Below are 20,639 nucleotides of genomic sequence, written 5' to 3'. Positions count from 1 at the left end.
GTCTTCGTGAATTTTTCGTGATCATAGGTCTAAGTGCCCGAGTTTCCCAGATGTTTTGCCAGCCGAACACAGGGCGCGTTGCCGAATGGCCAAAAAAAAGGCCGAGCACTAAGCTCGGCCGTAGTCCAACAGGGAGGTATGAAGATGATGAGCGTTTCAGCATCACCGCCTTCGAGAGTTCATTTAGGGATCACTTTGTGAACGATCAAGAGATTTCAGAATGATTGCTGATCAACCCCGCTATGCCAGTGGTGCATAGCTAGAGTTTTCCCATCTGCTTCAATTGTTTGCGCTGCGTTATGATCTCATCCTGAACAAAATCACGGAAGGCCGCGACGCGCTTGGAATGGCGCAGTTCCTCTGGATAGGCGAGGTATACGGGAACATCCGCACTTTCGATATCCGACAGGATCGGCGCGACATTGGGAAGCCCTTGGGTAACGTAGTCCGGCAGGACGCCAATACCCAAGTTATGCAACACACCCTGAAGAACACCAAAATAATTGTTCACGGTCAGCAGGGATCCTGGATTGTACGTCATCAGATGGCGCACCATCGCAGCACCCGCACCAACTTGCGGTGCTGAAGGTGTCTGACAGATCAGCCGGTGATTTTTAATTTCGTCCAAAGATTTCAGCATACCGCCATGGGTATCGATGTATTCCTGCGTCGCATACAGCTGCATCTGCACGGTCATCAGGCGTTTGCGGACCAGATCGGCTTGGCTGGGCTCTTTCATACGGATGGCGACATCAGCCTCGCGCATGGGCAGGTCTAGCACGCGCTCTTCCAGCATCAGGTCGATATTGAGATCGGGGAACTGCTCGTACAGTTTCGGCAGGCGCGGTGCCAGCCAAAGCGTGCCAAAGCCGTACGTAGTTGTGACGCGCAGAACGCCAAACACTTCTTCTTCGCTGTCGCGAATGCGCGCAGCAGCAGCGTCCAGACGTTTTGTCATGGCCGAGGTTGCGTCAAACAACAACTCGCCCTGTTCTGTCAGGATCAACCCGCGCGCGTGGCGGTGGAACAGCGTCGAATCAAGCGACTCTTCCAACGCTCTGATCTGTCGGCTGACGGCCGATTGCGACAAGTTCAACTTGTCACCCGCATGAGTCAGGCTGCCTGCATCCGCAACTGCGTGAAATATTCTAAGCTTGTCCCAATCCATCGCCGCAACTTTCGTTATCTTTCGAACTGCCTATATGAAATAGGTAACAACTTCTACATTCAAACGGTGAAATCCTTAGGTTTCAGGGGATAAACCCTATGCAGGTCAGAATTTATGACCTAAAATGTAGAAATATATAGCACACTGATCTGACGTGGGGAGGCGTTTGATGAGTCAGCCGCAAATATCGCTAAATGATCGTTACGATCTGGATAAGAATCCAATTCTTTTGAACGGCACGCAGGCGCTGGTTCGCCTGATGCTGATGCAAAAGTCCCGGGATACGCAGGCAGGACTGAATACAGCTGGATTGGTGACCGGGTACCGCGGCTCACCGCTGGGCGCGGTGGACCTACAGATGACGCGGGCACAGAAACAGCTGACTGAAAGCGACATCACATTCCAGTACGGTTTGAACGAGGACCTAGCCGCCACAGCGCTTTGGGGCAGCCAGCAGGCTGGGCTGCGCGGGGATGGGCGGTTCGATGGTGTTTTCGGTCTCTGGTACGGCAAGGGGCCGGGTGTAGACCGGTCCGGTGACGTGATGCGTCACGCAAATATGGCGGGTACGGCCACACATGGCGGCGTGCTGGTGGCGATGGGTGATGACCATACTGGCGAAAGCTCGACCGTTCTGCATCAGTCGGAATGGTCTTTGGTTGATATGTACATGCCAATTGTCAGCCCTGCGGGTGTGCAAGAGATTTTAGACTATGGCGTTTACGGTTTCGCGCTCAGCCGGTTTTCGGGGCTTTGGGTTGGCCTGAAGACGATGAAGGACACGATTGAGGTCACGTCGGTCGTTGATGGTAGTGCTGACCGGATGAACCTTGTCGTGCCCGAGTTCGATATGCCCGAGGGCGGGTTGAACATACGTTTGGGCGACACGCCGCACCTGCAAGAAGGGCGGATCATCGACCACAAACGTTTCGCGGCCGAGATGTTCTCGCACGCCAACAAGATGGACAAGCGTGTGTGGGGCAAACCCGGTGCCAAGATCGGGTTTGTTGCGGCCGGCAAGAACTGGCTGGATCTGTCCCATGCCATGTCGTTGCTGAACATCGACGCGGATGAGGCTGAACGGTTGGGGATCACGACCTACAAGATAGGTCAGACCTTCCCGCTGAACATGACTGGATTTCACGACTGGGCTGAAGGACTGGACCTGATTGTTATCGTTGAAGAAAAGCGAAAATTGATCGAGGTTCAGGTCAAAGAAGCCATCTTTGACGACCGTCGCGGCCGCCGGGTTTACGGCTGGTATAAGGGCGGGGCTGGCACCTTGCATCGCGAGGAACTGTTTCCAACTCGTGGTGCGCTTGATCCGAATATGATCGCCGAGAAGCTGGGTGAGATTCTGATCGAAGAGGGCCACGACACAGAAGGCGTCCGCGCCGGTTTGGCCAAACTGTCCGAGGCCCGCCGAGCCGACAACGCCGAAGAAATCGCGACTCGTCTGCCGTATTTCTGTTCGGGCTGTCCGCATAACAGTTCTACCCGGTTGCCCGACGGCAGTCGCGCCTATGCGGGTATTGGCTGTCATTATATGGTGCAATGGATGGACCGCGAGACCACCGGGTTCACGCAGATGGGGGGTGAGGGCGCAAACTGGATTGGCGAAGCGCCATTTTCGACCACCAAGCACGTGTTCCAGAACCTTGGTGACGGGACGTATAACCATTCCGGTGTGCAGGCGATCCGGGCGGCGTTGGCTGCGGGCACCAACATCACTTTCAAAATCCTGTTCAACGACGCTGTCGCCATGACCGGCGGTCAGGAAAACGAGGGCGGACTGTCGGCGGAACGGATCGTAGCCGAGGTCAAGGCTATGGGCGTGCAGAACGTGGCCGTAGTCTATGACGAAAAGGAAGATGTGAATTTCAAGGCGATGCCTGCTGGTGTGGAAACCTTTGAGCGCGCGGATTTGATGCGGGTACAAGAACAGTTCCGCGAGACCGAGGGTGTTTCGGTCATCGTCTACATCCAAACCTGCGCGGCCGAAAAACGGCGTCGGCGCAAACGAGGTGAGTTTCCTGACCCCGATAAGCGCGTATTCATCAATACTGACATTTGCGAGGGATGCGGCGATTGCGGCGTGCAATCGAACTGCGTCTCGATTGTGCCGAAAGAGACGGAGTTCGGTCGCAAACGGGCTATTGATCAATCAAGCTGCAACAAGGATTTCTCTTGCCTCAACGGGTTTTGCCCGTCGTTCGTAACCTTGGAAGGTGCAAAAATCCGCAAGGAAGCAACCACCGATATCGATCTACCGGATCTACCTGAACCAGTGCTGCCTGAAATCAAAGGGACACATAACGTGGTGATCACTGGTGTTGGCGGCACAGGTGTGGTGACGCTGGGTGCGATCTTGGCACAGGCGGCACAGATCGACGGTAAAGGCGCCGGAATGATGGAGATGGCAGGTCTTGCTCAAAAAGGTGGTGCCGTTCATATCCATTGTCGCTTGGCAAACCGGCCCGAGGATATCAGCGCCATTCGTGTTGCCACAGGTGAGGCACATGCACTGATCGGTGGCGATCTGGTTGTCTCTGCCGGGGCCAAGACGCTGGGTCTGACGCGCGCGGGTCAAACCGGGGCCGTGATCAACAACCATGAGACGGTGACCGGAGATTTCACTCGCGATACCGATTTCCGTATTCCGGGTGACCGGCTTGAACTGGCCTTGCAGGCGCGGTTGAAGGATGACGTCTCACTGTTTGACGCAACCGATCTGGCGCGCGCGGTGATGGGCGACTCGATCTATTCCAACATGATGGTTTTTGGTGCGGCCTGGCAGAAGGGCTTGCTGCCCATCAGCCATGATGCCGTAATTCAGGCCATCGAACTGAATGGAACTGCGGTCGAGCGCAACAAGCGTGCTTTTGACATTGGGCGTTGGGCGGTTCTGCACTCGCAAGAGGTCGCAGGCATTTTAGAGCCTAACGTGTCAGATATGCCAAGATCTTTGGAGCAAAAGATCGACTATCGCGCGCAGCACCTGACAGCGTATCAAAGCGGTCGGTTGGCCAAACGATATCGCAAAATGGTGGATATGTTTGATGATGAAGCAATCCGCGAAGCCGTGGCAAAAGGCTATCATAAGTTGTTGTCTTACAAGGATGAATACGAGGTTGCTCGGTTGATGTTGGACAGCCGCGAAAAAGCCGTGGCTGAGTTTGACGGGGATTTCAAAATGACCTTTCATCTGGCCCCGCCCATCCTTGGCGGAACTGGTGCTGACGGGCGTCCGCGCAAACGTTCCTTCGGTGAGTGGATTTTGAAGCCGATGAAACTGCTCACGCGGTTGAAGTCACTGCGGGGAACACCTCTGGATATTTTTGGTTACAGTGCAGAACGGCGGATGGAACGCGCGTTGATCAAGCAATATGAAAATGATCTCAATGAGATAAAACCTCTTGTTACACCTCAGACCCGCGACGCAGTGATTGCGCTGGCGCAATTGCCGCTGGACATTCGCGGGTTCGGGCCGGTGTTGCAGGCCAACGAGGCCAAGGCGGCCAAGCGGCGCGAGGAATTACTGGCCACCATACGGAACGGAGGACCAGAGCTGCGCGCTGCCGCCGAATAAACCGTAACGGGATTGTCACGAAACCTAGGCAAAATTGCCGCTTATACTTATCTTGCAGGCCGCAAACTCTCGGAGAGTCGTATGCCCTCGCGCCGCCATATCGCTCGTGACATATCCTATGCCTATTCCGCCGCAACCAAAGGGGGGCGGATGGTGATCAAGCTGATGGAGAACACCACTGGGCGTTTGCGCCTGATCAAGCGCGCAGACGGTTATGAGAAAGAGGTCGCCAAAGGGCGCGACTTTTGGTCGGTCATGGTGGGTCGCTATGGTCTGTCGCTGGATATTGTCGACGGTTCGTTGACGAATATTCCGACGACCGGGCCTCTGATTCTGATTGCCAATCATCCGTACGGTATTCTGGACGGGTTGATGATGGGCCACATCCTGTCTCAGACACGTGGCGATTTCCGAATTTTGGCCAATCACGTGTTTCGCAAAGCCGAGGATCTGAACAAGATCGTCCTGCCGATTTCGTTTGATGAAACCAAAGAGGCGATGAGACAGAACCTTGAGACGCGCAAAGCGGCGTTGAAATATTTGGACGAGGGCGGAGCCATCGGGGTATTTCCGGGTGGTACGGTCAGCACCGGGCTCAAACCCTTTTCACACCCGATGGATCCGGGCTGGCGTGGGTTCACGGCAAGAATGGTGGCCAAATCGAACGCCACTGTAGTGCCGGTCTTCTTTGACGGTCACACGTCGCGCTTGTTTCAGATCGCCAGTCATTTGCACAATACTTTACGCATGGGACTGCTGATCAAAGAGTTCAAAAAACGCGTGGATACACCTGTCAAAGTGGTGATCGGAGAGCCCATCGGCCGCGACGTTCTGGACCCATTGGCCACGGATACGCGCAAGATGATGGATTTCTTGCGCAAAGCCACGTATGAGCTGTCCCCGACGCCGTTGAAATCTTATGATTACGGCTATGAATTCGAGGAACGGCATCGCGCCTAAAGAGGCTAATGGCAGTAGGCATTTTTGATTCTGGTTTGGGCGGTTTAACCGTTCTTGACGCCGCGCAGAAACGTCTGCCGGACGTGGATTTTCTGTACTTTGCGGACAGCGCGCATGCGCCCTATGGCGTGCGGGACGCCGAGAATATCTATGATCTGACACGGCACGCTGTTTACAACTTGTGGGACCGTGGCTGCGATCTGGTGATTCTGGCCTGTAACACCGCCAGCGCCGCCGCGCTGCGTCGGATGCAGGAAGAGGGTGTGCCTGCTGGCAAGCGTGTCTTAGGCGTCTTCGTGCCCTTGATCGAGGCATTGACTGAGCGGCAGTGGGGCGACAACAGCCCTCCGCGTGAGGTTGCCGTAAAGCACGTTGCTTTGTTTGCCACGCCCGCAACGGTGTCTAGCCGAGCCTTCCAGCGAGAGCTGGCGTTCCGAGCCATCGGCGTAGACGTCGAGGCGCAAGCGTGCGGCGGCGTGGTTGATGCCATCGAAGACGGCGACATGATCTTGGCCGAGGCACTGGTACGCAGCCATGTGGATGCGCTGAAACGGAAAATGCCAGAACCGCAAGCAGCCATTCTGGGTTGCACGCATTACCCGTTGATGGCGGAAACCTTTCAGGCCGCCTTGGGCCCGGATGTTCAGGTTTACAGTCAGGGCGCCTTGGTTGCTGAAAGCCTTAGGGATTACCTTCAACGTCACCCCAACATGCAGGGTGAAGGCAAGGGCGGCTTCTTGACGACAGGAAAGCCAGATTTTGTCAGCGACCGGGCGACGCAGTTCCTCCGACGACAAATTTCGTTCGAGGCCGCCTGACTTAGGTCAAGGACGCTGCTGCACACTCTCCTTTATTCGAAGACCGTCACATCGGCGGTCGTGATTTGTGACACACTGGAACAAGAGGTCTGACATGACCCATAAAATCGCAATTTTGGGCGCATCCGGCTATACCGGCGCCGAACTGGTGCGGCTGATCGCCGAGCACCCGAATATGGAAATCACTGCCTTGGCCGCCGAGCGGAAGGCCGGCATGTCAATGGCACAGGTCTTTCCGCATCTGCGCCACATGGATTTGGCAGACCTGTGCAAGATCTCTGAGATCGACTTTTCGCAGATCGACCTGTGTTTCTGCGCCTTGCCACACAAAACCAGCCAAGAGGTCATTCGTGACCTGCCGAAAAACCTCAAAATCGTTGATCTGTCCGCGGATTTCCGTCTGCGTGACCCGGATGAATACGAAAAATGGTACGGAAACCCGCACGCCGCGCTGCAACAGCAGGAAGAGGCCGTCTATGGCCTGACCGAGTTCTACCGGGATGACATCCGCAATGCGCGGTTGGTCGCGGGAACCGGGTGTAATGCAGCGACGGGTCAGTATGTGCTGCGTCCGTTGATTTCTGCAGGTGTTATCGATTTGGATGATATCGTGCTGGATCTGAAATGCGCCGTTTCAGGCGCAGGCCGGTCGCTGAAGGAAAATCTGCTGCATGCGGAACTCAGCGAAGGCTACAATGCGTATGCCGTTGGCGGTACGCACCGGCATCTGGGTGAGTTTGATCAGGAATTCTCGGCACTGGCGGGGCGTACGGTGCATGTGCAGTTCACGCCGCACCTGATCCCGGCTAACCGGGGAATTCTTGCGACGACTTACGTCAAAGGGGACTCGGCAAGTGTTTATGAGACACTTGCCAAAGCCTATGAAGATGAACCCTTTATTCAGATGTTGCCGTTCGGCGAAACACCTTCGACCCACCATGTGCGCGGTTCGAATTTCTGCCATATCGGTGTTGTCGGCGATCGGATCGAACGCCGCGCCATCGTGATCGGCGCATTGGATAACCTGACAAAAGGTAGCAGCGGCCAAGCCTTGCAGAACGCCAACCTGATGTTAGGTGAAGATGAAACCCGGGGGCTGATGATGGCCCCGCTATTCCCGTGAGGACGGTATGAAAACGCTCAAGAAACGTCGTCGAGTACAAGTCATTCTTCTGGCCGTCGTGGCATTGGTCTTGGCGACGGGGTTGATTGGGTTTGCGATGCGCGATGGCATTAACTTTTTCCGCTCTCCCAGTCAGGTGATTGCTGAACCCCCGAAACCGACAGAAGTGTTTCGTATCGGCGGTCTGGTCGAGGAAGGCTCGATCATTCGCGGGCAGGGCGAGACGGTGCGTTTCGTCGTGACCGATGGCGGTGAAAGTGTGCCGGTGGCGTTTACCGGGGTTCTGCCGGATCTGTTTGCGGAAAACCAGGGCATGGTAGGGACGGGTTCTTACGTGAACGGTGTATTCGAAGCCACAGAAATTCTTGCAAAACACGACGAAACGTACATGCCGAAAGAGGTGGTCGACGCCCTGAAAGAACAGGGTGTTTACAAAGAGGCTGGTGAAAGCTGATTTACCTTAGCTGACAAGCAAGAACTGATGGGCGTTGCGCATGCAGCGCCCTTTTTCATTGCGCCAAATTAACCGGTTAGCCTCAGCGTTTGGTCAACGGCAGGCGGAGGGTGCGATGCAGACGGTGCGACAGATTGCAACTGAGATCGTGGCGCGAGAAGGTGGCTTTGTGGACGATTCGGACGATCCCGGTGGCGCGACGAAATACGGGTTGACCATTCACACGATGCGGCGTCTCGGGCTTGATCTTTCAGGTGACGGGATAATCAACCGCACCGATGTTCGGATGCTCAGCAAATCTCAGGCCATTGATATTTTCGTGCAGCATTATTTTGAACAACCGCGGTTGGACCTCTTGCCGCACGAATTGCGGGCTTCGGTTTTTGACATGTATGTCAACGCTGGCAGTCACGCGGTCAAAATCCTGCAACGTCTGTTGCGCGATATGGGGTTCGAAATCGTGGTTGATGGGGCAATTGGTCCCAAAACCGCGCGGGCCTGCCGGGATGCGGCTGACCCCGATCCGGATGCACTCAGGGATGCGTACGGTGTGGCGCGGCGGAACTACTATTTCCGTCTGGCAGATCATCGGCCTGCGTCACGCAAATATGCCCGTACTCGGGCGGGCCGCAAGGGCGGTTGGATTCGCCGGGCCGAGGAATTTGTTTCGCCGATTTACCACCTGAGTGACGCGGAATTTCAAGCGAGGGTTTCAGGATGGGTTTGATCACGGACGTGTTGACGTTTTTGTTTGGCGGTGGCCGTAATGTCGTGCGGGAAACTGCTGAAATATTTAGGGAAAATGCTGAAAACGGGGCAGAGCGTGGTCTGGCTTTGCAACAACAGGCGATGGTTCAGTTCGGAGATGAATTTGAGGGCCCGAATAAGGGCGCGTTTGACCGGTTCATGGATGGGCTCAACCGTCTGCCGCGACCGGCTATGGCACTTGGTACTTTGGGTTTGTTTGTGGCGGCGATGGTTGATCCGCTGTGGTTTGCGGCCCGAATGCAGGGGATTGCCCTGGTACCGGAACCCCTGTGGTGGTTGCTGGGGGTAATTGTGTCCTTCTATTTCGGCGCGCGTCATCAGGCCAAGGTGCAGGATCTGCAGCGAGAGATCACCGCAACGATGCAGCGCACGCCTCAGGTTTTAGAAAACCTGCAAGCCCTGAAGGCAATGCATGGCGACGCTGTCGGCGCAGCAAATCCCGGAACGGACGCCGCGTTGGCGGAAAAGGCAGGCCGTCCTGATGCAAATCCGGCGCTTGAGGATTGGCGACGCAATCGCGTGGCCTGACCCGCGACACTATGCTCGCCCCAAAGGGGCGAAAGTGATTGGTGCTTGCCCAGGAACAGGAATATACCCGGGCCATGATTACCGAACTTGGCCACTTTGCCCTGATCCTCGCTTTTCTGGTTGCCATCGTGCAATCGGTGGTTCCACTGATAGGCGCAGCGAAACGCTGGCCTAGCTGGATGAATTTCGCTGAACCGGCTGCTATCATACAATTTACGATGGTTGCCTTTTCCTTCGGTGCGCTGGTCTGGGCTTTTGTGACGTCCGATTTCTCGCTGAGGATCGTGGTTGAAAACAGTCACTCGGCCAAACCAATGTTGTACAAGATCAGCGGAACATGGGGTAACCACGAAGGCTCGATGCTGTTGTGGGTTCTTATCGTGTCCTTGTTTGGCGCGATGGCCGCGTTTTTTGGGGGCGGTTTGCCGCCGACTTTGAAGGCGCGGGTATTGGCGGTGCAAGGAGCAATTGGGGTCGCGTTTTTCGCGTTTATCCTATTCACCTCGAACCCGTTTGACCGGCTGATCGTGGCCCCCTTTGACGGGCGCGATCTAAACCCGTTGCTGCAAGACCCCGGTTTGGCATTTCATCCGCCGTTTCTGTATTTGGGTTATGTGGGGCTGAGCATGGCGTTCAGTTTTGCCGTCGCCGCCCTGATCGAAGGGCGCGTAGACGCCGCGTGGGGCCGCTGGGTACGCCCATGGACGCTGGCGGCTTGGGTTTTTCTGACCATCGGTATCGCGCTGGGGTCCTGGTGGGCCTATTACGAACTCGGCTGGGGCGGGTTCTGGTTCTGGGATCCGGTCGAAAATGCATCGTTCATGCCATGGCTGCTGGCCGCTGCGCTGTTGCATTCGGCCATCGTCGTGGAAAAACGCGAGTCGTTGAAAAGCTGGACGATCCTGCTGGCAATCATTGCTTTTGGCTTTTCGCTGATTGGTACCTTCATTGTGCGTTCGGGCCTTCTGACTTCGGTCCATGCGTTTGCCAATGACCCCGAGCGTGGCGTGTTCATCCTGATTATCCTCGTGATCTTCATCGGCGGCGCGCTGACCCTGTTTGCCGCGCGGGCGCAGGCGATGGAGGCCAAAGGCGTTTTTGGTATGGTTAGCCGAGAAAGCGCGCTGGTGTTGAACAATATCCTGCTGGCCGTCAGCTGTTTCGTCGTATTCGTCGGAACAATGTGGCCGATGGTGGCTGAGATGGCCTTTGACCGCAAACTCTCGGTCGGCGCGCCGTTCTTCAATTCGGCATTTACGCCCTTCATGGTGGCGTTAGGGATTGCATTGCCAGTGGGTGCGATGTTGCCGTGGAAGCGCGGCAAGCTTGGCAAAACTGCCTATTCGCTGCGCTATGCCTTTGTTCTGGCGGTTGCGCTGGCATTGCTGGTCTGGGCAATGCAAACAGGGCGCAGTGCGCTGGGTCCGGTTGGGCTGTTCCTTGGCGCGTGGATCACCTTTGGCGCAGCGGTTGATTTGTGGAGCCGTACGGGCCGCAAAGGCAATCTGAAACGTCTGTTTCGTTTGCCCGGTGCGGATTGGGGCAAGGCCGTTGCTCATACAGGTATGGGCGTGACCATGTTCGCCATCGCCGGGTTGACCGCGTGGGAGGTCGAAGACATTCGTGTTGCACAACCAGGTCAGCCGTTCGAGGTGGGGCAGTTTACTCTGACCTTGGAAGACGTCCGGCTTGTGGAAGGGCCAAACTATTTCTCGACCACTGCTGACGTTCGGATCGAAAAGCATGGACGGCCTATGGGAACATTGCATCCTGAAAAGCGCGATTACCCAGTGGCACGGATGCCCACGACCGAAGCTGCAATTGATTATCGGTTCCTGGGGGATCTCTACGTGGTAATCGGCGATCAGCAAGCGGATGGTGGCTGGGTCATGCGGACCTATATCAAGCCGCTGGCCAACTGGATCTGGGGTGGGTGTATCCTGATGGCTCTGGGCGGGCTGCTCAGCCTGTCGGACCGCCGGTTCCGTGTGGCGGCAGGTGCGCGCAAGGCGCCATCGGGCGGAGTACCTGCGGAATGAAACGTCTGGTCCTGATCCTGTCTCTCATCGCGTCGCCCCTGTTTGCCGTACAACCGGACGAAGTGCTGGACGATCCAGCGCTGGAACAGCGGGCGCGCGACCTTAGCACCGGCCTTCGCTGTCTGGTTTGCCGCAACGAGAGCATCGACGAAAGCAACGCCGAACTGGCCCGTGACTTGCGCCTGTTGTTGCGTGAGCGACTGGTGGCTGGGGACACGGATGACGAGGCAATCGCTTTCATTGTCGATCGCTACGGTGAATATGTCTTGCTGAAGCCAACCACTTCGGGATCGAATCTGATGCTGTGGCTTGCGGGCCCGATCATGTTGTTGATCGCAGCCGTCATGGGCTGGAGTTTCCTGCGAAAACGGTCCCGGGTTCAGATCACGGGTGAAAAGGACACGCTCAGCGAGGCTGAGAAAGAGCGTTTGCGCCAGATTCTTGAAGACTGACCCCGCGTTCATCTTTTCCTTCCCCTCCATTTCGGTCAGGGTTCCGAAAAGTTTGGAATTGGGGGAAGGTTCATGGAATACGAAACAATCCTTTTGGACATCACGGATGATTTGGCTGTTGTCACCCTGAACCGGCCCGACAAGATGAACGCGATGACCGCGCAGATGCGGGCCGAAGTCACTCATGCAATGAAACATGCGGCGCGTCATGCAAGGGCGATCGTTCTGACCGGAGCGGGAAGCGCCTTTTGTTCAGGACAGGATCTGGGTGATGCGTCCAGCACCGGCAAGGTCGATTTAGAACGCACGCTGCGTGATGAATATGAACCGATGCTGGAAACGATCTATGATTGCCCGGTGCCCACTATTGCGGCTGTGAACGGACCGGCAGCCGGGGCAGGGGCAAACCTTGCGCTGTGCGCTGATGTGGTGATCGCCACCGAAAGCGCATACTTCCTGCAGGCGTTCGCTCGGATCGGGTTGTTGCCGGATGCGGGCGGTACGTGGTTCATGCCGCGTCAGATGGGGTTTGCCAAAGCGATGGGCGCCGCCTTATTCGCGGACAAGATCAGCGCGCGGCAGGCTGATGAATGGGGTCTGATCTGGGAAGCCGTGTCCGACGACACATTCGATGCCCATTGGCGCAAACGTGCAGCCTATCTGGCGAATGGTCCCACAGCCGGCTTTGGCGCGATCAAACAGGCCATCCGCGGGACGTATGAGAAAACGCTGCCACAGCAATTGGCCGCCGAAGCACATTTACAAGGGGAATGCGGGCGCAGCCGTGATTTTGCCGAAGGTGTCGTCGCCTTCATGGAAAAACGCCCCCCGAAATTCGAGGGGCGCTGAACCGTTCAGGCGCGGCGGCGGCGGCGCGTGCGCCGCTCGGGCGCGTTGGCTTCGTCGCCGGTACCATCCGAAGCCGAGGAAAACGGCCCCAGGGCATCCGTAATCTGATCCAAGGTCGGGCGTGACCCGCGCGGTTTTGTGTCCAACGCTTCGCGCATTTTGCGCAGGTGGTCGGGCATGGTACCGCAGCAACCGCCGATGATTGTGGCCCCAGCATCGCGCGCCATGGCGGCGTATTCACCCATCAACTCGGGCGTCCCGTCATAGTGGATGTGGCCATCCACGTATTTCGGAATACCGGCATTGCCCTTCGAGATCACGGGCCGCTCGGTGCCTTGCGCGGCAAAGCCCAGAACGGTGCGTAGGATATCCGACGCACCGGTGCCGCAGTTGGCCCCGAAAGCAATCGGCGGGTTGGGCAGGGTTTCGACCAGTTGGGCCAGGTCGGACGAAGTAACACCCATCATGGTACGCCCAGCGGTGTCAAAGCTCATGGTGCCGCACCAGGGCATATCGGCCAAAGCGAACGCTTCGGCAGCGGCGCGGAATTCTTCAGGGGCGCTTATGGTTTCCAGCCACACAACATCGGCGCCACCAGCCTTGAGCGCGTCGGCCTGTTCATGGAACATTTCGACGGCGTCGGCATGGGTCAGGCTGCCAACGGGCACCAGAATCTCGCCGGTTGGGCCGACCGATCCGGCCACAACGATCGGGCGTCCGGCTTTGTCAGCAACCTCACGTCCCAACTCGGCACCGATCCGGTTCAACTCGGCCACGCGGTTTTGCGCATCATGCAGCTTTAACCGGGCCGACGTGCCCCCGAAAGTATTGGTCAAGAAAAGATCACTGCCCGCGTCCACCGAGCTTTGATATAGAGCGCGGATTTTATTCGGCGCGTCCACGTTCCACAATTCGGGCGCATCACCCGATTGCAAACCCATGTTGAACAGGTTGGTCCCAGTTGCACCATCTGCCAAAATGGCATCTTTGGTCTTGAGAAGTTCGGTCAATGCATTTGTCATTGGGGTTATCCGGAAAAAGGCGCAAGTGGCCTGATAATAACAGAGGCGCCCCGTGTCTCATGACCGGGACGCCAAAGCAAACTCATAAATCTCATGAAGATCATGAGGTGGGGCAAAAGCCCTTAGTCAGTCTCGCTAAGAATCTGCGACTTGGCTTCGGGCAGAAGCTCGGCCATCTTGGCGCGAATTTCATCGTCAGACGACAAAGCACCCAGATCGCCGGAAACCTTGCGCACGACGTCTTCGTGACCGGCTTCTTCAAAATCGGATTTCACGACGGCTTTGGCGTATTCTTCCGCTTCGTCACCGGTTTTGCCCAGCTTTTCCGCGGCCCATAGGCCAAGCAGTTTGTTGCAGCGGGCCTGTGCCTTGAACTGCATCTCTTCATCATGCGCAAACTTGGCTTCAAATGCGTATTCGCGTTCGTCAAACGTCGTCATAGGTTGGGGACCTCTTCGAGTAACATATCGTTGATGTTGATATGACCATACAGGACGCCGCGTGCAAGGGATTTGCGTTGTATCAAAGTCTTTCTTGTGTGCGAACTTGCGGGAAAGGGGGGCTTGCACTATGAGGACGCCAACGTGAGGGGACTCATTCCCTCTTACCAGACTGGAAGGGTCGCTTATGGCGCGTCGCAAGAAAATCTACGAAGGTAAAGCTAAGATTCTGTATGAAGGCCCAGAGCCGGGCACCATCGTGCAATATTTCAAGGATGATGCCACCGCGTTCAACGCCGAGAAAAAGGACGTGATCGACGGCAAGGGCGTGCTGAACAACCGCCTGAGCGAGTTCTTCATGAACGGCCTGACCCAGATCGGCGTACCGACCCACTTTATTCGCCGCCTGAACATGCGCGAACAGTTAGTGCGCAGCTGCGAGATCGTGCCGCTTGAAGTGATCGTGCGCAACTATGCCGCCGGTACGATGTCGAAACGTCTTGGCATTGCCGAAGGAACGCAGTTACCGCGCCCGATCGTGGAATACTGCTATAAGGATGATGCGCTGGGTGATCCTCTGGTAACCGAGGAACACATTGCCGCCTTTGGCTGGGCGAGCCAGCAGGACATGGAAGATATCCTGAGCCTTGCGCTGCGCGTGAATGATTTCCTGAGCGGCGTGATGCTGGCCGTGGGCATCCGTCTGGTCGATTTCAAGATTGAGATTGGCCGCGTTTATGACGGCGACTATCAGCGTCTGATTATCGCGGACGAGATCAGTCCGGACAGCTGCCGCCTATGGGATATCGAAACCGGACAGAAATTGGACAAGGACGTGTTCCGCCGCGATCTGGGTAATCTGACTGATGCCTATTCAGAGGTCGCACGACGTCTGGGCGTTCTGCCAAAAAGCAACGTGACCAAGCCCACGCTGATCAACTAAGCCGGTTTTCGGATGTAAATTCTGTCAAAAGCGCCGTTTCTAAGACGGCGCTTTTTTCTTTTGCTCTGGTGGTTTGACAGACGGTCCGCACCTTCGCATTGTCGGGGCAGGTGCAATCAAGGATAGTCCCGAAATGGCCGAATTGTTCGATCAGGCGGTTTTTCTGAAATTCCTCGCGGCGTTACTGGCGATCTTCAATCCGCTTTACGGTATCCCGATCTTTCTGAGTATGACCGAAGGCTACTCGGGTCCCGAACGCAAGCGCGTGGCACTGGTCGTAACCGGAACAGTGGTTGTCGTGGCCTTGATCGCGGTATTGGTTGGCGAAGAGATTCTGGCGGTCTTCGGCATCGACATCCCGTCCTTCCGCATTGCCGGCGGGTTGATCATTCTGGGGGTCGGCATGTCGATGCTGAACGCGTCTGACCCGCCAAAAGGTGATCAAAGGGCGGTTGCAGAGGGCGAAAAGAAGAAAAGCAACATTGCCGTCGTACCGTTGGCAATACCCTTGACCATCGGACCCGGCACGATTGCCACGACCATCGTGTTTGCTCATACGCTGTCGAATGGGGCCGAGATCGTGACACTAGGCTCCGCCGTGCTGATTGCCTGCGCCATCGTAGGGCTGGGATTACTGTTCGCGGACCCGATCTCGCGGTTTTTCGGGCCGACCATGATCAACGTCATCACTCGTGTCATGGCGATTATACTTGTGGCTGTGGCCGTCGAAATGGTGCTGACCGGTACGTTTAACGCCATTGATGCGCATTACCCCGGATTAACCGGCAGTGGCTGAGCGTCACACCTGCGGCAAACTGTGTGCGGACAAGGGTTGTCGAACGCGGTTTGTCGCGTTATCCCCCGCGCAACGGAACGGGCCCGGAACCATGGCCCTTAGCTGGAGTTGCAGGAATGAAAGCACGGGTGCATGTGATGCTCAAGAATGGGGTCCTTGACCCGCAGGGTGAAGCAGTGCGGCACGCATTGGGCGCTATGGGCTTCGATCAGGTCGAAGGCGTGCGTCAAGGCAAGGTGATCGACCTTGAGCTGGCTGCAGGCGCGACCGAGGCCGACATCACCGAGATGTGCGAAAAGCTGTTGGCCAACACGGTCATCGAACGCTACGAAATCGAACTGGTCTGACCCTTTACCCCGGAGGCCTCGCCATGCGCGCTGCTGTTATTGTATTCCCTGGGTCCAACTGTGACCGGGACCTTGCCGTCGCTTTTGAACAGGCGGGGTTTCAGGTCGACATGGTATGGCACAAGGATGCCGCGCTGCCCGAGGGCATCGACATCGTGGGCGTTCCCGGCGGGTTTTCCTATGGTGACTACCTGCGTTGCGGCGCGATTGCCGCGCAATCGCCGATCTGCAAGGCGGTTGTCGAACATACCAACCGTGGTGGCTATGCCGTGGGTGTCTGCAATGGCTTCCAAATTCTGACAGAAACCGGCGTTCTACCGGGTGCATTGCTGCGCAATGCGGGTCTGAAATACATCTGCAAAACTGTCGGTCTGAAGGTGGAAACCAGCGACAGCGCCTTTACCCAAGGTTACAACGCCGGCGATGTGATCGGTATTCCGATTGCACACCATGACGGCAATTATTTCGCGGATGACACCACTCTGGCTGCGTTGCGGGATCAGGATCGGATTGCATTCACCTATACCGAGAATCCAAACGGCTCGGTCGGTGATATTGCTGGTATCCTGTCGGAAAACCGCCGGGTGTTGGGGATGATGCCGCATCCTGAACGGGCGGCGGATGAAGGTCACGGCGGCACTGACGGAACGGCATTGTTCCGCGCATTGTCGGGGGTCCTCGCACCTGCGTGACTTGAGGTTGCGATCAAGCCCGCGTAATTTCCCGGGATGAGTTCTGATGTTCGCTCTGGCTGGTCCATTCTGACAAAACCTTTTCGCGGCGCGCCCCTTGGGTGGCGCCTGAGATTGGCCGTCATTACCCTTCTGGTGGTCGCTGTTGCGACGATCTGGATCACAAACCGGCTGCTGACGGACAGATTTACTGAGTCCACCCGCAACCGCGCCGAGCTGCGTCTAGCCCTGTATTCCGGCAACCTGCTGAGCGAACTACGCAGAAATGCGATTGTGCCGCAGCTGCTTTCGCGGGATCCCACGCTGATCTCGGCGCTTCAATCCAGCGATTATTCTCTGTCGACCCAGCGCCTGATCTCATTTGTGGAAGAAATTGGAGCAGCCTCGCTGATGCTGTTGGATGGGGATGGGCGTTCGGTCGCGTCCACCGATCGCAACCGTTTGGGTGAGGCACACAGGAGTTTGCCTTATTTCATTGATGCTGTACGCTCGAACGCCACGATCTTTACGGTAATCCCGAAGGAATCCGGCGGCTATAGCTTTGTCTATTCGCGTCGTATGGAAGCCAACGCCGAAATCCTTGGCGTCATCGTGGTTGAGGTCGATTTGCACAAATTCGAACTGGCCTGGGCAGGGATTTCGGACGCGGTGATGGTGGCAGATAGTACCGGCACGATCATCTTGTCGACCGAACCACAGTGGCGCGGCGTGCAAGAAGGCGAGGCGATGCTGCGTCAGCCGCCCGAAGGGGCCATCCAGCGCGCAATCCGGGCAACGACCGATTGGACCGCCTTGCCGCCTGATGCCTACCTGCAGGGTGAGGCCGTGATGCGCATGGAGACGCGCATTCCATTCCGCGGTTGGCAAATGACGTCATTCACCACCTATGCGTCGATCCGGGAAAAGGTGAACAGCGTTCTGGCGCTTGAGATTATGGGATTCGCGATTCTGCTGGCGCTGGCCTTTTACGCGCTGAGCCGCCGGGCGACGCTGCGGATGGCGTTGTTCCAGCGCGAGTCGGCAGAGCTTCGCGCATTGAACATGCGGCTACAGCGGGAAATTGCTGAACGTGAACGGGTTGAAAAGACACTAGAAGTTGCCGAGCAAACGCTGGCGCAAAGTTCGAAACTTGCGGCCTTGGGTGAGATGTCGGCCGCTGTCAGCCACGAGCTGAATCAACCGCTGGCTGCAATGAAGACCTATCTGGCTGGCGCGCGTCTGTTGCTGCGCAGAAACCGCCCCGAAGAGGCGCTGGCCAGCTTTGGTCGCATCGACGGCTTGATCGAACGGATGGGGGCGATCACCCGACAGCTTAAATCCTATGCGCGCAAGGGCGCGGATGCGTTTTCACCAGTAAATCTTGGTGAAGCGCTGGCTTCCAGCCTGTCAATGATGGAACCGCAGCTGCGGCAGCGACACGTTAAAATAACGCAGATCCTGCCCGAAGAACCCGTTATAGTGATGGGGGACCGGATGCGGATCGAACAAGTGATGGTGAACCTCTTGCGCAATGCGCTGGACGCCACCAAATCTGTATCAGAGCCGGATGTTGAAATCATCCTGGCAGCTGGTGACATGGCGGTGCTGACCGTCCGCGACAATGGTCACGGGATCGAGAATATCGAGAATCTGTTCGAGCCCTTCTACACCACCAAGCAGCCCGGCGATGGGGTCGGGTTGGGGCTTGCCATCTCGTCGGGTATCGTGAACGACCATGGGGGACGGTTGACTGCGCGCAACGGCCAGCACGGCGGCGCGGTGTTTGAGATGCAATTGCCGATACTAGGAAGCGACGGCCTGGAGGCCGCTGAATAACAAAGGAATGACTATGGCACAGGCCATGAAAATCGCCATTGTGGATGACGAACAGGACATGCGCCAGTCGATCAGCCAATGGCTGGCACTGTCGGGATATGACACTGAAACGTTCTCGAGCGCCGAGGACGCTCTGAAGGTACTGGGACCGGATTATCCGGGCATTGTCATCTCGGACATCAAGATGCCGGGAATGGATGGCATTCAATTGCTGAAAAAGCTGATGGGGGCTGATAGCACCTTACCGGTCATCATGATCACCGGTCACGGCGATGTTCCGATGGCGGTTGAGGCGATGCGCGTGGGCGCGTTCGACTTTCTTGAAAAGCCTTTCAACCCGGACCGCATGTCAGAGCTGGCAAAACGCGCCAGCAATGCACGCCGTCTTACATTGGACAACCGGGCCTTGCGGCGCGAGCTGTCCGGCGGCACTCAGATCATGAACAAGCTGATCGGGGCCAGCCCGGTGATGGAGCGCTTGCGAGAGGATATCCTGGATTTGGGGCAGGCGGACGGCCATGTTCTGATCGACGGTGAGACCGGCACGGGTAAAACCCTGGTTGCGCATGCTCTGCATGCTGTTGGCAGCCGGGCGGGCAAGAAATTCGTTCTGGTTTCGTGCGCAGCGCTGGAAGAAGAGGCGCTGTCGAAACGTCTGTTCGGTCCGATGATGCCCGAAGACGCGCAACTGCCCGCGATTGAAGAGGCGCGCGGTGGGACGTTGGTGCTGGAAGATGTCGAAGCCCTCAGTGACACGCTTCAGGCCCGACTGCTGAGCGTCATGAATGATCAGGGTACACCGGCCGAGACGCGGATCGTTGCGATTTCGAACCTGCAAGAGGCGGGTAAGACCAGCGAAGATGTCCTGCGCCCGGACCTGTTTTATCGCCTGGCCGCGCTTCGGATTACCATGCCGCCCTTGCGCCAGCGCGGAGAAGATATCCTGACGCTGTTCACGCGCTTGAGCGAGCAATTTGCTGAAGAATATGGCTGTGACGCACCGCAGGTCAGCGCGCAGGAGGCCGCGCAGTTGTTGCAGGCGCCGTGGCCAGGCAATGTGCGCCAGTTGATCAACATCGCCGAACGAGCCGTGCTGCAATCTCGCCGGGGTTCCGGGACTATTGCATCGTTGCTGATGTCGGATCACGAAGAAATGCAGCCGGTTATGACGACTGAGGGCAAGCCGCTGAAGGAATATGTCGAGGCGTTCGAACGGATGCTGATCGACAACACGATGCGCCGTCACAAGGGCTCGATTGCGTCCGTGATGGAAGAGCTATGCCTGCCGCGACGGACGTTGAACGAGAAAATGGCCAAATACAGCCTGCAGCGTTCGGATTACCTGTAAACACCAGGGAGGGGGCCAGCCCCCTCTCTTGGCCCTTTGGGCCAATTTACTCTCCCCCGAGGTATTTTTGGCCAGATGAAGCGATCCTGGCCGGTGTTCGGAGTGAACCGTGCAGTTTGCCCATTGTCTTTTCCACAGGACTGCCTTTATGGTGGCGGGACGGGCCGGGCCTTTTCACGCCCTTAAGCCCCAAGCTTTGAGTTTCGCTGCTCTGCCGCGGATGGTGATGATCCCCACGAGGCAAAGCAGACCGATTATGCCCTTAACCGGGCAGTTGAACGCCTGAGCCCGCCTGAGCGGGCGAAAGGAAAAAATGGGCAGGACGCGGCATTCCGCACCTGTCGGAGAAGAACCGCGATGACGCGCGCGCAACGATCGAGAGTACGGGCAGGGGGCCAAAGCGCCAGACCCTGCCGCGCGCCGTCCAATATCGCCCTGACAAGACACCACCCCAAAAGCGCCTGTCCTCCCGGACGGGCCAGGACAAC

19 protein-coding genes are annotated in these 20,639 nt (G+C 57.0%); 16 read left to right on the top strand and 3 right to left on the bottom strand.

The window, feature by feature from the left end; all coding sequences use genetic code 11:
• Window positions 1-259: 259 nt before the first annotated feature.
• Window positions 260-1,168 (bottom strand): LysR family transcriptional regulator, encoded by a 909-nt coding sequence (locus tag ACR0M2_RS00870; RefSeq protein ID WP_226688493.1) that lies wholly within the window; start codon window positions 1,166-1,168, stop codon window positions 260-262.
• Between the two features lie 169 nt (window positions 1,169-1,337).
• On the opposite strand from ACR0M2_RS00870, the gene ACR0M2_RS00865 reads away from it, so the two are divergent.
• The 10 genes from ACR0M2_RS00865 to ACR0M2_RS00820 all read left to right on the top strand — a co-directional run bounded on the left by ACR0M2_RS00865 (window position 1,338) and on the right by ACR0M2_RS00820 (window position 12,748).
• A complete protein-coding gene (locus ACR0M2_RS00865) occupies window positions 1,338-4,757 on the top strand; it encodes an indolepyruvate ferredoxin oxidoreductase family protein (RefSeq protein WP_480703791.1) in 3,420 nt (1,139 codons plus the stop codon).
• Window positions 4,758-4,838: 81 nt separating this feature from the next.
• Window positions 4,839-5,717, top strand: coding sequence for a lysophospholipid acyltransferase family protein (locus ACR0M2_RS00860; RefSeq protein WP_480703790.1), 879 nt, complete (start codon window positions 4,839-4,841; stop codon window positions 5,715-5,717).
• A gap of 8 nt (window positions 5,718-5,725) precedes the next feature.
• On the top strand, window positions 5,726-6,535 hold the full coding sequence (locus tag ACR0M2_RS00855; protein ID WP_170513897.1) for a glutamate racemase: 810 nt from the start codon (window positions 5,726-5,728) through the stop codon (window positions 6,533-6,535).
• Between the two features lie 94 nt (window positions 6,536-6,629).
• Window positions 6,630-7,658, top strand: a complete 1,029-nt coding sequence (argC, locus tag ACR0M2_RS00850; protein WP_480703789.1) for an N-acetyl-gamma-glutamyl-phosphate reductase — start codon at window positions 6,630-6,632, stop codon at window positions 7,656-7,658.
• Window positions 7,659-7,665: 7 nt separating this feature from the next.
• Window positions 7,666-8,112: a cytochrome c maturation protein CcmE gene (gene ccmE / locus ACR0M2_RS00845; protein WP_170348602.1), complete on the top strand. Its 447-nt coding sequence runs from the start codon at window positions 7,666-7,668 to the stop codon at window positions 8,110-8,112.
• Between the two features lie 115 nt (window positions 8,113-8,227).
• On the top strand, window positions 8,228-8,839 hold the full coding sequence (locus ACR0M2_RS00840) for a holin-associated N-acetylmuramidase (RefSeq protein WP_480703788.1): 612 nt from the start codon (window positions 8,228-8,230) through the stop codon (window positions 8,837-8,839).
• Window positions 8,830-9,408, top strand: a complete 579-nt coding sequence (locus ACR0M2_RS00835; protein ID WP_480703786.1) for a holin family protein — start codon at window positions 8,830-8,832, stop codon at window positions 9,406-9,408. The genes ACR0M2_RS00840 and ACR0M2_RS00835 overlap by 10 nt, the downstream gene beginning before the upstream one ends.
• A gap of 74 nt (window positions 9,409-9,482) precedes the next feature.
• A complete protein-coding gene (locus tag ACR0M2_RS00830) occupies window positions 9,483-11,447 on the top strand; it encodes a heme lyase CcmF/NrfE family subunit (protein ID WP_170358324.1) in 1,965 nt (654 codons plus the stop codon).
• Window positions 11,444-11,899, top strand: a complete 456-nt coding sequence (locus ACR0M2_RS00825) for a cytochrome c-type biogenesis protein (protein ID WP_170375196.1) — start codon at window positions 11,444-11,446, stop codon at window positions 11,897-11,899. Before ACR0M2_RS00830 ends, ACR0M2_RS00825 begins: the two co-directional genes overlap by 4 nt.
• 72 nt (window positions 11,900-11,971) lie before the next feature.
• A complete protein-coding gene (locus tag ACR0M2_RS00820) occupies window positions 11,972-12,748 on the top strand; it encodes an enoyl-CoA hydratase-related protein (protein WP_170348607.1) in 777 nt (258 codons plus the stop codon).
• A 5-nt stretch (window positions 12,749-12,753) separates the two neighbouring features.
• Here ACR0M2_RS00820 and bmt read toward each other — a convergent pair whose 3' ends face one another.
• Both bmt and ACR0M2_RS00810 read right to left on the bottom strand, forming a co-directional pair.
• Window positions 12,754-13,770, bottom strand: a complete 1,017-nt coding sequence (bmt, locus tag ACR0M2_RS00815; protein WP_170358328.1) for a betaine--homocysteine S-methyltransferase — start codon at window positions 13,768-13,770, stop codon at window positions 12,754-12,756.
• A 122-nt stretch (window positions 13,771-13,892) separates the two neighbouring features.
• On the bottom strand, window positions 13,893-14,210 hold the full coding sequence (locus ACR0M2_RS00810; RefSeq protein ID WP_170358330.1) for a DUF1476 domain-containing protein: 318 nt from the start codon (window positions 14,208-14,210) through the stop codon (window positions 13,893-13,895).
• A gap of 187 nt (window positions 14,211-14,397) precedes the next feature.
• Here ACR0M2_RS00810 and purC point away from each other — a divergent pair, with 187 nt between their 5' ends.
• The 6 genes from purC to ACR0M2_RS00780 all read left to right on the top strand — a co-directional run bounded on the left by purC (window position 14,398) and on the right by ACR0M2_RS00780 (window position 20,151).
• Complete coding sequence (gene purC, locus ACR0M2_RS00805; RefSeq protein ID WP_170358332.1) at window positions 14,398-15,153, top strand: phosphoribosylaminoimidazolesuccinocarboxamide synthase; 756 nt, start codon at window positions 14,398-14,400, stop codon at window positions 15,151-15,153.
• A gap of 133 nt (window positions 15,154-15,286) precedes the next feature.
• Window positions 15,287-15,949, top strand: a complete 663-nt coding sequence (locus tag ACR0M2_RS00800) for a MarC family protein (protein ID WP_480703785.1) — start codon at window positions 15,287-15,289, stop codon at window positions 15,947-15,949.
• A gap of 116 nt (window positions 15,950-16,065) precedes the next feature.
• Entirely contained in the window at window positions 16,066-16,296 is a 231-nt protein-coding gene (gene purS / locus ACR0M2_RS00795) for a phosphoribosylformylglycinamidine synthase subunit PurS (RefSeq protein WP_170348612.1), read from the top strand.
• A gap of 23 nt (window positions 16,297-16,319) precedes the next feature.
• On the top strand, window positions 16,320-16,988 hold the full coding sequence (gene purQ / locus ACR0M2_RS00790) for a phosphoribosylformylglycinamidine synthase subunit PurQ (RefSeq protein ID WP_170375204.1): 669 nt from the start codon (window positions 16,320-16,322) through the stop codon (window positions 16,986-16,988).
• A gap of 36 nt (window positions 16,989-17,024) precedes the next feature.
• Complete coding sequence (locus tag ACR0M2_RS00785; RefSeq protein WP_170348614.1) at window positions 17,025-18,803, top strand: sensor histidine kinase; 1,779 nt, start codon at window positions 17,025-17,027, stop codon at window positions 18,801-18,803.
• A gap of 13 nt (window positions 18,804-18,816) precedes the next feature.
• Entirely contained in the window at window positions 18,817-20,151 is a 1,335-nt protein-coding gene (locus tag ACR0M2_RS00780; protein WP_170348615.1) for a sigma-54-dependent transcriptional regulator, read from the top strand.
• Window positions 20,152-20,639: the final 488 nt, after the last annotated feature.

It is taken from the genome of Ruegeria sp. BE10 (genome assembly GCF_056538905.1).
This window is presented reverse-complemented; position numbering and strand designations above follow the sequence as displayed.